The sequence below is a fragment of the Paucibacter sp. KCTC 42545 genome, from assembly GCF_001477625.1.
Classification (GTDB): domain Bacteria; phylum Pseudomonadota; class Gammaproteobacteria; order Burkholderiales; family Burkholderiaceae_C; genus Paucibacter_A.
Map to the genome: position 1 here is coordinate 2,494,284 of NZ_CP013692.1, position 14,226 is coordinate 2,508,509.

The window sequence follows — 14,226 nt, forward strand, 5'->3', positions numbered from 1 at the left end:
AGCACGCACTGCAACATGCACAACAGGCCCCATTTGGGGCCTTTTTTCTGCCCGCTCAGGCCCCGCACGGGCGTAGCATCAAAGCCGCTAGTGCAGCTAATGCAGCCAACGCAGGAGGCCTTTGATGAACCTGCTCGACCTTGAGCACCTGATGCGTTTTTGGACCGCCGAGCAATGGCAGGCCAATGTGCTGATGCTCTTCCATCTTGTCGGCGCGATGGTGCTGGGCCTGGTGCTCGGCTACGAGCGCGCCTACCACGGCCGCGCCGCCGGCATGCGCACCTATGCACTGGTCTGCATGGCCTCCACCGGCGTGATCATCCTGCTGGCCTATCCGCTTCAGTGGTACGGCGGCTTGCAAGGCGGCAGCCTGCCGCCGCCGCTGGCAGACCCCACAAGGGTGATCCAGGGCGTGGTCACGGGCATCGGCTTTCTGTGCGCCGGCGTCATCATGAAGGAGGGCATGAATATCAGCGGCCTGACCACCGCCGCCTCGCTCTGGGCCGCCTCCTCGATCGGCATTTTGCTGGGCATGGGCTTTTACTTCGCCGCCATCATGCTGACCCTGCTCTGCGCCAGCCTGATGATGTGGGGCGCCAAACTGGAAGCCCTGCTGCCGTCGCACCCGGCCATTGCGGTGATGCTCAGGGGCGAGCCGCAGCGCAAGTTTCAGCAGGCTGAGTTGATCAAGTTCTCCAACGATCTGGGCTTCCGCTTCGCGCCGGGCTCGCTCAGCATCGAACTGACGGGCGGGCGCGAAGAATGGCGTTTTGTCTGCACCGCCAAACGCAATTTTGGTGGCGAGACCCTGACCCGCTTCGCCAGCCGGGTGCACGAAATCCCCGGCGTGGCCGAATTCCGCGTCACGCATGCGAGAAACTGAAACGACCTGCACCTCACCACCCCGCCAACAACAAGCTGCCGATGACGCCACGCGCCCCCAAGTTCCTTGCCCCCTATTTCAGCTGTCTGAGCGCAGTTCTTCTTCTCGCCACCTCCGCCCAAGCCCACGCCCAATCTCAATGGCAAGCCCATGGCTATGACTTGCAGCTGCGCCCCGACTTCAAGCAGCAAACCGTCAGCGCGCAAGCCAAAGTCCGCTTGCAGCGCGCCCCCGACGCCAGCTCCGAAACCAACACACTGCTGCGGCTCAACGCGCCCGAACTCGACATCCAATCCGCCTCGGTCAACGGCCAGCCCCTGCCCGCCAACAAGCAAGACGGCGCGTGGACGATCACGCTACCGCCCGATCTGGCCGCCAGGCAAGACCTGACCCTGACGCTGGACTACAGCGCACGGGCGGGCGAAGGCCTGGTGTTCGGCGCCGACTATGTCTACACCGCCTTCCACACCTGCCGCTGGCTGCCCTGCGTGGGCTCAGACCTCGGCCGCGCCTCGCTGAGTGTGGCGCTGGATTTGCCCGAAGGCATGAGTTCCCTGGCCAGCGGCCAAGCAATCACGCCGACCCACGCGCCCAGTGCGCCAAGCCTGCAACGCTGGCAGCAAACGCAGCCTTATCCGCTCTACACCCTGGGGTTTGCGGCCGGTCACTTCACCCATGCCCAGCAAGTCAGCCCGGCTCGCGATGGCAGAGATGGCGAAGAAGGCCTAGCACCGCGCGAAACCACCCTGCACTACCTGGGCCTGGCCGATCAACCCGCATCATCCTTGCTGGCCAAGTTCAAAAGCACGCCCGCCATGCTGGCCTTCTTCAGCGCCAAGGCCGGCCTGCCGCTGCCGCACGCCAGCTACAGCCAGTTGCTGCTGCCCGGCGGCGTGGCCCAGGAGGCCAGCAGCTATGCCTTGATCGGCCGCCGCATGCTGGATCCGATTCTGGAAACCGAGCAGGAGGACTGGGTCATTGCCCATGAGTTGGCACATCAGTGGTGGGGCACGCTGATCAGCTGCGAGCGCTGGAGCGGGTTCTGGCTCAACGAGGGCATCACCGTCTTCATGACCGCCGCCTGGAAGCAGCAACGTTGGGGCGAAGCCGCCTACCAACGCGAGATGGACATCGCCACCCGCGGCTGGCAACGCGCCAAGGACGCCGGTTTCGACAAGCCCCTGAGCTGGCCCGGCGACTATCCCCACCTCAGCCTCAAACGCGCCATCCACTACAGCAAGGGCGCGCTCTTCATGCATGCCCTGCGCCAAGACCTGGGCGAGGCCACCTTCTGGGCCGGCCTCAAGCACTACACCCAAAGCCATGCCGGCCGCCAGGTGCGCACCAGCGATCTGCAAGCAGCGATGGAAGCCAAGGCCGGCCGCAGCTTGCAGGCGCTGTTTGATGCATGGGTATATTGAGCGACTCGCGGACTGAGTCCAACAGAGCGCTGCACCTGGCCACATGCCAGATCGTCTTGCCTGCAGGTCTTCACCAGTTGGTGGCGACGCGAGTTCAACAGGAGTCATTGCCATGTCCCTGGAACACCTGGCCTATGTCAGTTCTGCGACTGGCCTGCTGAGCGAGCAAGCCTTGAAGAGCTTGCTTGAGTCAGCCGCCCGCCTCAACGGCGCCCATGGGGTGACGGGCATGCTGCTGTACAGCGACGGCAATTTTCTGCAGATTCTGGAAGGCAGCCCCGCCGCGCTGGACGAGACGATGGCACGCATCCACAGGGACCGAAGACACCACGATGTGATGGTGTTGTTCCGTGAGCCCATCGCCGAGCGCGACTTCTCCGCCTGGAAAATGGGCCTGCGCATCCTGAGCCACAGCCAGCTGACGGAGCATCCCGAGTGCATCCCCTTTTTTAGCCCCAACTACGACGCCTCCAAGATCGTGAATCCCAAAAGCGAAGCCCTCAAATTCCTGCTGAGTTTTCGTTCGAGCAACTAGAACTGTTTGAGGCGCGGCGGACCTGAGCCCGCCCGGCGTTACGCCATCGTCGCTGCGTCTATTTGATCCACTGCGGGAAATAGCCCAAGCGATCTTGCGTGGCGCTGTCGTGCGCCGGCAGCAGCACCAACGCCGGGTCTTTGAGCATCAAGTCCCGCAAATGCTCAAGGCTGCTCTGCGTTTGCTGGGCATGGCAGTCCACCAGGGCGGCGGCGGCCCAGAACTTCGGCGCGCCGGCCTTGACGGCGTCGACCGTCCAGGCCACGTCACCGATGAAGAAGTAGACCTGGCCGCTGTCCACCGTCAAGAACATGCCGATTGAACCCGGCGTGTGGCCGGGCATGGGCACCAGAACCACCGTGCCATCGCCAAACAGGTCGAGGCTTTGCGCATAGCCGCGATAGGGCTGCGGCTGGAATTTCAGCAATTCCCATTGAATGGACGCGCTGCCGATCTGCGAGGCCCAGCTGCCGCCGGGGCCGCGCGTCGGGTGCTTGATCACGTCCATCTCAGCGGCGGCCACGCCAATCTTCGCCTCCGGAAAGTCCAAGATGCCGCCGGCATGGTCCCAATGGCTGTGGCTCAGAATGACCCGGCTCAAGGGCGGGATGCCGGCGCGTTCAAGTTGCTCGCGGGCCGGCAGCACAGGCGCCTCGTACTTGAAAAATGGCCGCCACCACAGCGGCATATCGGCACGGTACTGCGGCTCAATCTGCCGCCCCATGCCGGTGTCGAACAGCAAGTACTCGTCCCTGTGCTTGATCAAAAAAGCAGAGAAGTTGGAGTCGATCTGTTTGCTGAAACTGCCGCCCGGCACCAGCAGCCCCTCCATCACCGCGACGCGCGAGGTTTTGACGATGGCAAAGCCGATCTCGGGGGGCCGTTGCGCCTGGTTTGATGCGGCGTTTGCCGGGCTGAGCAGCGCCGTTGTGGCCATCAATAGGTGCACGAGGAAGAAGAGGATTGTTCGCATGGGCGGCTTGCCTAAAAGCTGTCGGAGACGTCTGTTGGAGACGACGAATTCCAAGCTTAAAGATTGGTCTATGCTCCAAGGTCAAGTCGCCCCCGCACTTTTTTCATCACCGCCATGAACATCAGCCAGCTGGCCCGGGCCTGCCAGACTTCCACCGACACCGTGCGCTACTACGAGAAGCAGGGTTTGCTGGCGGCAGCGGCGCGGCAGGAAAACGGCTATCGCAGCTATGCGCCCGCCCAGGTCGAGCAGCTGCGCTTCATACGCGGCGCCCAGGCCCTGGGTTTTTCGCTGCAAGAGATTCGCGCCATCTTGCCCCTGTTGGCGCAGGGCAAGCTGGACCGTGCCGAGATCGAGCAACAGCTGCAGACCAAGATGGCGCAGATCGATACCCACATCTCGCAACTGCAGCAGCTCAAGACCGAACTGGCCGCCACTTTTGCCTCACTGCGCTGCACGCCCGAGCGCACGCTGGTGACGGAAGACGCCGTCGCCGCCGACAGCGGCAGCGGCGCAGGTGCCGCTGTGCGCAAGCGCAGCTTCAAGCCGCCACTTCCCTGACAGCGCCGCTAGCCCTTGATGGCTTTGGGCGACGGGCTGGCGATGGGCGGGGTCAGCAATTTCCCACTGATGGAGCCCTGGGCGGTTTTGATCAGCACCAAAAGCCAAGCCGACAGCAAAAAGGCAAACAGCACGACTGCCGCCCACTGGAACAGCGGCAAGCCCGTGTTGTGCGCCAGCTGGCTAGTTCCCGTCACACAGGTGCCGATGGGAAAGGTGAAGGACCACCAGGTCAGGGCAAAGCGCATTTGCTTCTTGCGGGCGCGAAGGGTGAGCAATAGGGCAATCGGCAACCAGAGCCAGATAAAGCCCCACATGGGTATCCCGTACACCAGCGCGAAGGCCTTGAAGCCCATGGCAAAGGGTTCAGGGATGGCGATGGTAGCGACCATGCCCAAGCCACTCGCCGCCGTGATGGACTGCCCCACCGGGCCCAGCACGATCCAAAGCGTGGGCACCCGCGCCGAGCCGGAGGATCCGAAATGGGCCAATCGACTCCAGATCATGGTGATGATGATCAATGACGCCATCAAGCTCATGCCGAACAGCCCGTAACAAACCACCAGCATGCTTTCGCGCCAGACCCCGTACTCCACAAAGGGTATGAGCAAGGCGCCAGCGGCCGCCGACACCATGGGCGGAACGACCGGCATCAGCCAACCGCCAAATGCCGCATCATTGCTGACCCCTAACTGCGTAAACAGCCGGTAAGGCACGGACACCGCAGTGATGAAGCCCAGCAGCGTACCTACGGTCCACAGCACGGCATCGATGGCCAGCGCGACTTCTTTGCCCAGATAGTGCGAGCCCACCAGCAAGGTGGCTGAGCCCACGGTCATCAAGGCCATTGGAGGCGCGCCGAAAAACTGGATCGAGATGGGGTCGTTGGCAATGGCCTTGAAGGTCTGGGGCTGCCGAATCCAATGCACGGGAATCACCACCAGCAAGACCAGCAAGAGCAGCAAGGACAGCGCCCAGGCGACCGAGGCGATGAGGAACAAGCCAGGAAACTTCACGGGCAAGAGGGCCGCAGCCACGGCAATGATCCCCGTGCCCATGACGGACGCAAACCAGTTGGGGCCCAGCACGATCTTGCCCTCGATCGGCGAGGACAAGGCCGCAGCCCAACGGCCAAACCCAGTGGATAAGCCACTGCCGGCCGGCTCGTTCGTGTTGCTCGCGTCGGCCTGGTTGGACGGCAAAGGCATGTTGTGGGCTCCTGATAGGAAGAGTGTGTTGGAAAATGATTCGATTGAGTCGAGCGGCCGTGGCGGGGCATGCGCCGCCAGTGTCCTAATCGCGCATGAGTCTAATGTCCCGCTGACTCAAACCGCCGCACCCTTTTTGCCGCGCGCACACCGTCCCTCGCCCCAAAACTGCTTCAAGAAGATGAACAAGCCTCGACTCGACGAACCCTCAGCACTTGATCGGGTCACTGACACTTTGGGCAAGCATCTGCGCACCGGGCACTTCTGGCACTACAAGCTTGCCAACTCAGCACGAGAGATCAAGCGGACCCTGCTCTCGCGAGAAGGCCGCCATTTTCTCAATGCAGACAAGCCCAGCGTGCGCAAGGCGGCCATCAGCCTGGGCAATGACGGCCAGGCAATGCGGATTGGCCTGGCCGCGGATGTGCGCCAACAGGCATGGCGCGGCGCCCACACGCTCGCCAAGGCCCTCGCCCATCTCGTGCTTTGGGCTGCGGCCATGACTTCGCTGCAGGCACGCGCCTGGGGTGTTGAAGGGCACAAATTGGTCGCCAGCCTCGCAGAGTCTCAGCTGAGCCCTGAGGCCATGGCGGAGGCCGCCCGCTTACTCGCACGCGAGCCAGGCGCCACGCTGGCCTCGGTGGCGAACTGGGCCGATGAGGTGCGGTCGTCGGCAGACACCAAGTGGCACACCGTCAGCTTTCCACGCGGCAATGACTGCCGCTATGAGGCAGCGTTTTTGTGCCCCGAGGGGCAATGCGTTGTCTCGGCCATCGAACGCCAGACCGCCATCCTGCACTCAAAGGCGCCTGACGCCCAGCGACTGGTGGCGCTGAAATACCTGGTTCACTTTGTGGGAGACATCCACCAGCCATTGCACGGCGGCTATGCCGATGACAAGCGCGGCAGGCTGTATGCCGTGCAAGCATTTGGGCAAGACACCGATATGCACGCACTGTGGGACTCAGGGCTTATTCGCAATTGGCCGGGGGGCCGCGCCGCGCTGCGGTCAGCCGTGCGGGCGGAGACCCCGCTCGGCGGCGGTGCACCCAAAGACTGGGCAGAAGAGTCTTGCCGCCTGATGCGCAGCCCTGGCTTCTATCCGGAAGGCCACGACATGGATGCGAGCTATCCCGCGCAATGGAGGACGACGGTGGTTCAAAGACTCGCCCAGTCCGCGCGGCGCCTGGCCGAACTGCTGAACAGCAGCCTGGGCAGCCCCTGATCGCATAGCCCTGACCGCGCAGACGAGCCGGCAGCAGGTGTTCAGCCGAATCCCGTATGTCGGCCCGCCATGGACGCGAATGGCCCATTTACCGCAGCCGCCATCGCCTCAGCAATCAAGTCCATATCCTGCGCGCTAACTTCGAAGAGACCAAAGCGCAGTTGATAGCCCCAAGTCTTTTGCCCCCGTGAAAACGCAAGCCGGTCGAGCAAGGGCTGAATGGGCGCCACCCGTACCTCTTGCCAAACCACATCACGGCGAAACGGCACAAAGCCGCCGCCCATATCAAAGGCATAGGGCGGGCGCTCAAGCACCCGGCCCAGGGCGGTGAAGGACTGCAGCTTGTCCTTGCCGCCGAACTGGCGGCTGGGCGAGTAATAGGCCACCCGGTCGCCAGCGCGCAAACGCCGCAGCGGCGCGGCTTTGCCGTGGCAGACCTGCATAAAGCCCTGAGCCCGTCCCAGCCGCACATGTTCGGCGCTGGCGACAGCAATCCAGCAGCGCGGTGAACTGGGCGTTGGCGTGTGCGCAGGTGCCAGCGGCTGAACCGCTACCGGCTTAGCGTCCATCACCGGCAACTCAAAACCCGGCAGACAAGCGCTTTGGGGCAATTGCCGCGCCGCCATCCTCATTGCCCACCCGGCGCGTACACGCGCAAGCGGTGGCCGTCGGGGTCGATGGCGGTGAAGGTGTAGCCGAAGTCCATCGCCGTGGGCGACTGAATGATGGCAATGCCCTGCTGGCGCCACGTGGTGTGCATGGCATCAACGTCGGCGATTGAGGCTTGGGCGAAGGCCAACTCCCCGATGGCATGGCCCGCGGCGCCCTCCACAGCGGGCGCCACCTCCTGGCGCGCCCACAGGCCTAGTTTCAGGCCTGTATCAAGCGCAAACAGGGCGAAGCCTGGCGAGACCTCGACGGGCGCGCGGCCCAACAGGCGGGCGTAAAAGGCGGCGCTCTCGGCCGGGCTGGCGACGTAGAGCAGAACGAAATTGGGCTGCTGATTCATGCGATGCACTCCTGATGGGGATGTGGAAGCGACCACAGCTTGTGGACCTGCATGCATCGTAAAAACCAGCACTGTCAATTTCTGACAGCAGCGCACGACGATTTGAGTGGGCGGGCTGAGCCCATCAGGCCACTACTGCGGCGCAATGCCTTCTTGCGCGCGCCATTCGGCCAGTAAGGCCTGGCGCGGGCGGGGGTAGCGCTCCGGCAAGACCTGCATGGCGGCGATGCGGTCCAGCCGGAAGTGCCGCGTGGCCTGCCGCAACTCACACCAGGCCACCAGCACCCGCACCGAATCAAAGAAGCCCAAGGCAAACGGCCAGACGATGCGCTCGCTGGCCGCGCCCTGCAGGTCGCGATAACTCAGCGACACCTTGCGCTCATTGCGCAGCGCCGAGCGCAAGCCCGCCTGCACGGAATCACCACCGGGCAAGGCCTCGCCCGGCCCCACCAGCAAGGCGGCGCTGTCCAGCTCAAAACGCAATTCGGGCGGCAAGACCGCGGAGATCTTGGACAAGGCGTTGCGGGCCGCCTCGGCCAAGGCGGCATCGTCAGCGCGGCCCGCCACCCAGCGCGAGCCCAAGACCAAGGCCTCCAGCTCATCGGCGCTGAACATCAGCGGCGGCAGCACAAAGCCGGGCTTGAGCACATAGCCCAGCCCTGCCTCACCCTCGATCTGCGCACCCTGCGCCTGCAAGGTGGCGATGTCGCGATACAGGGTGCGCAGGCTGATGCCCAACTGCTGCGCCAGCGCCGCCCCGGCAACGGGCTGGCGGTGGCGGCGCAGCGCTTGCATCAGCTCCAGTAAACGGGCGGCGCGGGACATGCGGGGCGAGGCGAGGTGTGGCGAAGGGAGGCGAAAGGACTGAGCCGCGGCTCAGTCGTAAACCGACTTCTCCGCCCGGCGCGCCAAGACCGCGATGGGCGGCGCCCAGCGCTCGCCGCGCGCCTTTTTGCTGGTCACCAAGGTGATCTCGGAGGGCTCAAACACTTCCACGTTGTGGGTGATGGGCGTGGTCAGCAAATACTGGGCACGGGTGGAGCGCAGGAAGTGACCCACCAGCTGAATATTGCGCACATCCAGGTGGGCAAAGGGTTCGTCGATGAAGACGAAGCCGCCGGCGCTGTCATCGTCCTTCATCAGGCCCACCAACAAGATCAAGCTCTTGAGCACCTGCTGGCCGCCCGAGGCTTCGCCGTCGTTGAGGCCAACCTCACCCTTGCCGTCGAAGTTGAAGCGCACTTGCAGGCCGGCTTGCGCCAAGACCATATCGTCGTTGTCCAGATGCGGCAACTCGGCCACAGCGATCACACCGGCCAGCTCGCCCAGCTCCTGCACATTCTTTTTGTAGCGGCGCACGGTGGCGCGCAGCACGTCGATATAGCGCTCGCGGGCATTGAAGGCGGCGATGCGGGCCATCTCATTGCTGGCGCGTCGGTCGTCGAGCTGGGCAGTTTGTTCCAGCACGGCCACGCTCATGCGGGCGTGGCGGTCTTGCACCTGCGGGTCGGTTTCCCACACGCCATTGTCCAGCTCGGCCTGCACATGGCGGCCGGCAATTTCGGCCTGCTTGGCGTTTTCAAACTCATCGCGCAAGGCTTGCACGGTGGCCGCCTGCACCCAGCTGGCGGGGAAGTTGGCCCGCGCCACTTTCGAGGCCTTGGCCGCCTGGGCCAATTCGGCGCGGCGGGCGCCATGCTCGCGCTGCACACGGCCGACATTGTCTTCGCTGGCTTTCAGCGAGGCCTGGGCGGACTCGTAATCGCGTTCGCTGCGGGTGTGCTGAGTGAGCGCGCGGTCATGCTCGGCTTCCAAGGCCGACATGCGGGTAGCAGCCTCGATGCGGGCCTGCTTGAGCGCGGGCAGGCGCTCGCGGCAGGCGGCGAATTCATCCGCCCGTTCACCCAGCTCTTGGGCAGCTTTGTGGCCTTGGGCGGCGCGTTGCGCGTCCTTGAACTGGCGCTCCACCTCGGCCTGTTCCTTGGCCAGGCGGGTCAGCTCGGCGTCGTAACGGGCCAGCTCGCTTTCCAGCGCTTTGCGGCGCGATTCCAGCGCGGAGACGCCGAACTGGAACTCACGCGGCTCCACCCAAAGGCTGCGGCCGCCACGGCCGTCGCGGTAGTAGGCGTCGGGCGTGATCCACTCGCCGCCGGCCTTGGCGCCGGCCTCGGTGTCCTTCACGCGGCGAATGGCGCCGAGCTGGCGCAGCAACCAGGCCGGCAGCTTGGCATTGATCTTCAGCGCGGCCAGCAGCGAGTCCGGCGGCACCGAGCTGGGCAAGCTTTCAGCTTCGGCCACCACGTAATGCCGGTAGCGCTCACGCGAGGCCAGGGCGAAAGCGTGTGCTTCGTCCTTGGCGTTTTGCAGCACCACCACCCAGCGTGAGGGCCGCAACATGCCCTCAGCAGCGGCACGCCAGGCCTCGTCAGCAATGTCGATGCAATCGGCCAGCACATGGTGGTGAATGCCGGCATCGTCCAGCGCACGGCGGAAGCGTGTCACTTCCACCGGCGGCGGCGGCAGGCGCTGGCCGCTCAGGGCTTCCAGCGCGGCCTGAGCCTTTTTGCTTTGGTCGTTGGCGCGGGTGAAGCTTTCACGCAGGCTGTGCTGGCGACCGCTCAAGTCCTGCACGCGCTGGGCCAACTCCTGCGCATCGGCTTCCACGGCGGCCAGGGTGCGCAGCTCTTCCTCGCGCTTGGCCAGCAGTTCCATCGGCCGCTCGGCCTCGCGGGCGGCGTCGAAGGCCAGGCGATTTTGCTTGCGCTCTTGCTCGATCTCGCTCAGGCGTGTCTTGGCCTGGGCCGAGCTTTCAAACAGCTTGAGCAGATCGGCGCGGCGCTGCGCCAGCGTGTTCTCGTCGGCGCGCGCGAACAAGCGCTGGCGATGCAACTCGCGCAGGCCCTGGGCGGTGCGCTGGCGGGCTTCGCTCCACTGCAGCACCGGCAGCACCTCGGTGGCCAGGCGCTCGCGCTCGCGCAGGCGCAGCTGGTACTGCTGGTAGCTGGTGACGCGGTTAGATAAATCAGACAGCTGCGCTTGCGTATGCGACAGCTCATGCGTCGCCTGCTCCACTTCCTTGAGCAGATGCTGCTGATGGCTGCGGGCTTGGTCGTAGCGGTCCAGCACTTCTTGGTCGCCAAACACCTCGAACACCAGGCGCAGCAATTCCTTCGGGCTCAGCTCGCACAGGCGGTCGGTCTGGCCCTGCTCCAGAGCCAGCACGCGGCCGATGGCGCGGGTCAGGCCGGCAGCTTCCAGGCGGCGGCGCCAGGCTTCGATGCCCATCCAGTCTTTCTCGCCCTTCTCGGCCACGGCCTCCACCTCGGCCACGCCGTCCAGCATCATGTAGCGGCGCTGCCAGTCGCCGCCATGGCGCTCGATGCGGCAGACCAGGGTCACCTGATCGGCATACAGCAGCGAGCTGGCAAAGGGCCGCGAGCTGTTCTGGCGCCCACGCGGGCGGTTGTCCACCAAGGCGCGCAGCCAAGCGGTTTCGGCGTTAGCGTGGCGGGCATAGGTTTTGTAGGTGCGCCCGCCCGAGCATTCCAGACCCAGCAAGGTACGCATCGCATCCAGCAGCGTGGTCTTGCCCGAGCCGTTCGGGCCGGCGATGGTGATGATGGCGCCGTCCAGCGGCATGGTGACGCGCTGGATGTAGTCCCAATGCAGCAGTTCGAGAGATTGCAGGTGAAACATCGATCAGGACTCGCTATCGGATTCTGGTTGGATTTCTACTTCTTCCGGCTGGCGCAGCGTGGCCAGGGCCGGCGCCACCAGCGGGTCGGTGCTGCGCGCCAGCACATCGCCCAGCGCGCCATCAAGGATGCGCGGCGCCAGGGTGTCGTAGTCCAGCAGCAAGTCCAGCAGCGGGCCTTCGGCAATGTCTTCCCCGCGCCGGGTGATGAAGCCGTTGCGCTCCAGCAGCTTGAGGTTGGAGTCCAGGCGCATCTTCTTGCCCAGCTGGTTGCCGAAGTCGGCCAGCAGGCTGCGGTAGGAAATCGTCGGGCTGACGCTGATGGCCATGGGCACCGGCTTGTCGGTGGCAAAGAACTCGCCCTGCCCTTCTTCCTTGGCCTCGGCGCGAGCCACCTGGCGCTGACGCTTGGGCAACACAATCAGCGACCACAGCACCACCAGCAAGGCCACGCCGTCGCGCGGCAAGTCCAGATTGTTGTTGGCGGCCAGGCCGGTTTCGCCGAACACGGCGGCTTCCGCCGGGCGCAGCATGGCCAGGCTGATGTGGTCGGCGTAGAGGTTGTCGATCACCCGCAGGCCCACGGCGGCTAGGCGCTCACCCAAAGCGGTCCAGATATCGGTGTCGATCAAGGCACGGCGCACCAGCGGGTGGCTGCGCGGCAGCCAGCGGCGCGCCAGTAACTGCGCCGCCAAGGCGGCGGCATCGTCCAGGGCTGAACTACTACTCATTCGGATTTGTCCTCGTTCTTCTCTTGCAGCGCCAGGTCGGCAGCAGCGGCGGTGCTGCGCAGCACGCCGGTACTCATCCAGGCGATGTGCTCGTCGTCAATCTCACCCTGCTCGGCCGACCAGTGCACGCGCCAAGGTTGGCGCGCCATATCGCCGGTGGCGCCGCTCAAATGCTGGGCCTGCGGGTCACCCAGCAAAGGCAGCAGCTGGGCGCGGTAGGAAGCGCGGGCATAACTGCCCCCCAGCACGGCGGGGGCCAGGTCTTGCTCGACCTCACCGGCCTCGCTCCAGCGCGCCAGCAAGGCCTGCATCAAGCCCATCTCGGGCGGCAGGCTCATCACCGCAAGCTCGCCCAAGGCGGCGGCCTGCGCACTGGGCAAGGCTTCGGGCACGGGCGGCTTGGGTCGGTCGCGCTCGAACTCGGCCTCGGTGGTGTCCAGCAACTCATGCTGGGCCACAAAGATCGGATGCACCGGGCGCGACAAAGCGCCCAAGCTGAGGTTTTCCAAGAAGTGCACACCCTGCAACCAGCGCCGCACATCGGTGGTGGTGATGCCGGTGGAGCCTAGCGTGACGCGCTGGCGATCGGCCTGCTGCAGCGCACGGTTGAACTGGCTGGCCATGGCCAACAAGCGCGCCTGCGCCAGGCCCAATTCGCGCGCCAGCCGCTCCAGCTTGGCATTGCCTTGCTCTTGCGCCTGCACCATGATGGCCGAAAGCGCTTCGCTGGCCTTTTCCACCAAGCTGAGCGCCCGCCCGAAACGCTGGCGGGCACGGCGCAGATGGAACTCGGAACCGCTGGCGATGGCGTCGGCAAACTCGTCGTACAAGCGCGAGAGCTGGGCCTGCAAATGCTGCAGCTGCGCCGCGTCCAGGGTACCCAGCTGGTGGGCGCCGGTGACATTGGTCAGCAAGGCGCTGAGGTCGGCGTCTTGCGCGCTGGCCGTGACCAGGGGCGTCAGCACGCCCAGCAACTGCTGGGCCAGGGGCGTGACGCCGTATTGCTGATTGGAGGCATCCCACAGCAGCAGCTCGGCCTCGCGCAGGCGCTTGAGCACCAATTCGAGCGGCTCGTCGCGCAGCATGTGGAAGTGCAGATTGAAGGTTTCGCGGCTGATGCGCGAGGCCGGCATGGCCATCACTTCCATGAACACCCACACCCGCAGCTTGACCAAGCTGGCCGGGCCGTGAAACAGCGCGCGCAGCGCTGCCGTCAAGGCGTCTTGCCGTTCTAGTTGCCAAAGGAGCTGCGCCTCATTGGGCGCAGCGGCATCGCGAAAAAAATCTTCAAAGCGAGCTTCGTCTTCGCTCGCTGGGTGGTTGGGCTCCCGCATAGATTGGATTATCCCCGCTCCCACCAGGCCCGCAGCCATGGCGAGCAGATCAAGACGAACAAGAGCCAATTGGCCACCACGGTGAACCAGAAAACCCGCCGAAAGCCCGGCTTGGCGGACTTGTGCCGCAGCAGATGCTGAGCCAGCAAGGCCCCGGGCCAGCCGCCGGCCAGGGCCAGCAGATGCAAGGTGTTTTCCGCCACCCGCCATTGGTTACGCGCAGCGGCTCGCTTGTCACCGAAATAGACGATGAAAGTGGCCATGCTCAGCGCCATATACAAACCCCACACGCCGGGCCGCAGGCCCCAGGCGATGTGGCAGGCCAAATAAAACGCAGCAAAAACCGGCACCAACCACAAATGATTGGCGCTGCGCCGCGCCGCTACAGGCTTGGGCGCCTGCGCCTTGGTGGAAAAGGGCCGGACTTTGAGCGCGCGCTTCTTGCCTTGGGCATCGTGGCCGACCTCAAAACTCAGGGCCATGCCCTGCCGGGGCCGCTCTTGCTGCAGGGCGAAGGCCTTGATATGGACGAAGAGCTTGGGCGCACCGTCCCGGGGGGTGATAAAGCCATAGCCTTTGGCATCGTCCCATTGACTCAGCAGTCCTTCAAATCGCATTGCCACGCCTCGCATCGCCTCAATTCACTCAACAA

At 64.7% G+C, this 14,226-nt stretch carries 14 protein-coding genes; 5 read left to right on the top strand and 9 right to left on the bottom strand.

The features are described 5' to 3' along the window. Positions 1-124: 124 nt before the first annotated feature. The 3 genes from AT984_RS10855 (at position 125) to AT984_RS10865 (ending at position 2,839) form a co-directional block, all read left to right on the top strand. The gene (locus AT984_RS10855; RefSeq protein ID WP_058720108.1) at positions 125-883 is read left to right on the top strand and encodes an MgtC/SapB family protein; all 759 of its coding nucleotides are present in this window, start codon (positions 125-127) and stop codon (positions 881-883) included. 41 nt (positions 884-924) lie between these two features. Further along, complete coding sequence (locus AT984_RS10860; RefSeq protein ID WP_058720109.1) at positions 925-2,304, top strand: M1 family metallopeptidase; 1,380 nt, start codon at positions 925-927, stop codon at positions 2,302-2,304. A gap of 112 nt (positions 2,305-2,416) precedes the next feature. Continuing rightward, positions 2,417-2,839 carry a BLUF domain-containing protein gene (locus AT984_RS10865; protein WP_058720110.1) on the top strand — a complete coding sequence of 141 codons (423 nt, stop codon included), beginning with the start codon at positions 2,417-2,419 and terminating at the stop codon, positions 2,837-2,839. A gap of 58 nt (positions 2,840-2,897) precedes the next feature. Here AT984_RS10865 and AT984_RS10870 read toward each other — a convergent pair whose 3' ends face one another. Further along, entirely contained in the window at positions 2,898-3,812 is a 915-nt protein-coding gene (locus AT984_RS10870; protein ID WP_082679950.1) for an MBL fold metallo-hydrolase, read from the bottom strand. A 114-nt stretch (positions 3,813-3,926) separates the two neighbouring features. Between AT984_RS10870 and AT984_RS10875 the strand changes: the two genes are divergently transcribed. Beyond that, entirely contained in the window at positions 3,927-4,373 is a 447-nt protein-coding gene (locus tag AT984_RS10875; RefSeq protein WP_058720112.1) for a MerR family transcriptional regulator, read from the top strand. Between the two features lie 8 nt (positions 4,374-4,381). Here AT984_RS10875 and AT984_RS10880 read toward each other — a convergent pair whose 3' ends face one another. Continuing rightward, positions 4,382-5,581, bottom strand: a complete 1,200-nt coding sequence (locus tag AT984_RS10880) for a TDT family transporter (protein ID WP_082679951.1) — start codon at positions 5,579-5,581, stop codon at positions 4,382-4,384. On the opposite strand from AT984_RS10880, the gene AT984_RS10885 reads away from it, so the two are divergent. After that, positions 5,565-6,806 (top strand): S1/P1 nuclease, encoded by a 1,242-nt coding sequence (locus AT984_RS10885; RefSeq protein ID WP_082679952.1) that lies wholly within the window; start codon positions 5,565-5,567, stop codon positions 6,804-6,806. The two genes, AT984_RS10880 and AT984_RS10885, sit on opposite strands and share 17 nt — an antisense overlap. 41 nt (positions 6,807-6,847) lie before the next feature. On the opposite strand, the gene AT984_RS10890 is transcribed toward AT984_RS10885, so the two are convergent. From AT984_RS10890 to AT984_RS10920, 7 genes are all read right to left on the bottom strand, one after another. After that, on the bottom strand, positions 6,848-7,375 hold the full coding sequence (locus AT984_RS10890; protein ID WP_082680331.1) for an EVE domain-containing protein: 528 nt from the start codon (positions 7,373-7,375) through the stop codon (positions 6,848-6,850). Between the two features lie 59 nt (positions 7,376-7,434). Further along, positions 7,435-7,815 (bottom strand): VOC family protein, encoded by a 381-nt coding sequence (locus AT984_RS10895; RefSeq protein WP_058720114.1) that lies wholly within the window; start codon positions 7,813-7,815, stop codon positions 7,435-7,437. Between the two features lie 132 nt (positions 7,816-7,947). Next, positions 7,948-8,640 carry a helix-turn-helix transcriptional regulator gene (locus tag AT984_RS10900; protein ID WP_058720115.1) on the bottom strand — a complete coding sequence of 231 codons (693 nt, stop codon included), beginning with the start codon at positions 8,638-8,640 and terminating at the stop codon, positions 7,948-7,950. 51 nt (positions 8,641-8,691) lie between these two features. Then, a complete protein-coding gene (locus tag AT984_RS10905; protein ID WP_058720116.1) occupies positions 8,692-11,511 on the bottom strand; it encodes an ATP-binding protein in 2,820 nt (939 codons plus the stop codon). A 3-nt stretch (positions 11,512-11,514) separates the two neighbouring features. Next, on the bottom strand, positions 11,515-12,240 hold the full coding sequence (locus AT984_RS10910; RefSeq protein WP_058720117.1) for a hypothetical protein: 726 nt from the start codon (positions 12,238-12,240) through the stop codon (positions 11,515-11,517). Beyond that, positions 12,237-13,574 carry a hypothetical protein gene (locus AT984_RS10915; RefSeq protein ID WP_082679953.1) on the bottom strand — a complete coding sequence of 446 codons (1,338 nt, stop codon included), beginning with the start codon at positions 13,572-13,574 and terminating at the stop codon, positions 12,237-12,239. The genes AT984_RS10910 and AT984_RS10915 overlap by 4 nt, the downstream gene beginning before the upstream one ends. A gap of 8 nt (positions 13,575-13,582) precedes the next feature. Continuing rightward, positions 13,583-14,191 (bottom strand): DUF1294 domain-containing protein, encoded by a 609-nt coding sequence (locus tag AT984_RS10920; protein WP_058720118.1) that lies wholly within the window; start codon positions 14,189-14,191, stop codon positions 13,583-13,585. Positions 14,192-14,226 lie beyond the last annotated feature (35 nt).

Bases quoted from the DNA above. Each gene is read 5' to 3' on its own strand.
- AT984_RS10855 (WP_058720108.1), top strand. From the start codon at position 125: ATGAACCTGCTCGACCTTGAGCACCTGATGCGTTTTTGGACCGCCGAG.
- AT984_RS10860 (WP_058720109.1), top strand. From the start codon at position 925: ATGACGCCACGCGCCCCCAAGTTCCTTGCCCCCTATTTCAGCTGTCTG.
- AT984_RS10865 (WP_058720110.1), top strand. From the start codon at position 2,417: ATGTCCCTGGAACACCTGGCCTATGTCAGTTCTGCGACTGGCCTGCTG.
- AT984_RS10870 (WP_082679950.1), bottom strand. From the start codon at position 3,812: ATGCGAACAATCCTCTTCTTCCTCGTGCACCTATTGATGGCCACAACG.
- AT984_RS10875 (WP_058720112.1), top strand. From the start codon at position 3,927: ATGAACATCAGCCAGCTGGCCCGGGCCTGCCAGACTTCCACCGACACC.
- AT984_RS10880 (WP_082679951.1), bottom strand. From the start codon at position 5,581: ATGCCTTTGCCGTCCAACCAGGCCGACGCGAGCAACACGAACGAGCCG.
- AT984_RS10890 (WP_082680331.1), bottom strand. From the start codon at position 7,375: ATGGACGCTAAGCCGGTAGCGGTTCAGCCGCTGGCACCTGCGCACACG.
- AT984_RS10895 (WP_058720114.1), bottom strand. From the start codon at position 7,815: ATGAATCAGCAGCCCAATTTCGTTCTGCTCTACGTCGCCAGCCCGGCC.
- AT984_RS10900 (WP_058720115.1), bottom strand. From the start codon at position 8,640: ATGTCCCGCGCCGCCCGTTTACTGGAGCTGATGCAAGCGCTGCGCCGC.
- AT984_RS10905 (WP_058720116.1), bottom strand. From the start codon at position 11,511: ATGTTTCACCTGCAATCTCTCGAACTGCTGCATTGGGACTACATCCAG.
- AT984_RS10910 (WP_058720117.1), bottom strand. From the start codon at position 12,240: ATGAGTAGTAGTTCAGCCCTGGACGATGCCGCCGCCTTGGCGGCGCAG.
- AT984_RS10915 (WP_082679953.1), bottom strand. From the start codon at position 13,574: ATGCGGGAGCCCAACCACCCAGCGAGCGAAGACGAAGCTCGCTTTGAA.
- AT984_RS10920 (WP_058720118.1), bottom strand. From the start codon at position 14,191: ATGCGATTTGAAGGACTGCTGAGTCAATGGGACGATGCCAAAGGCTAT.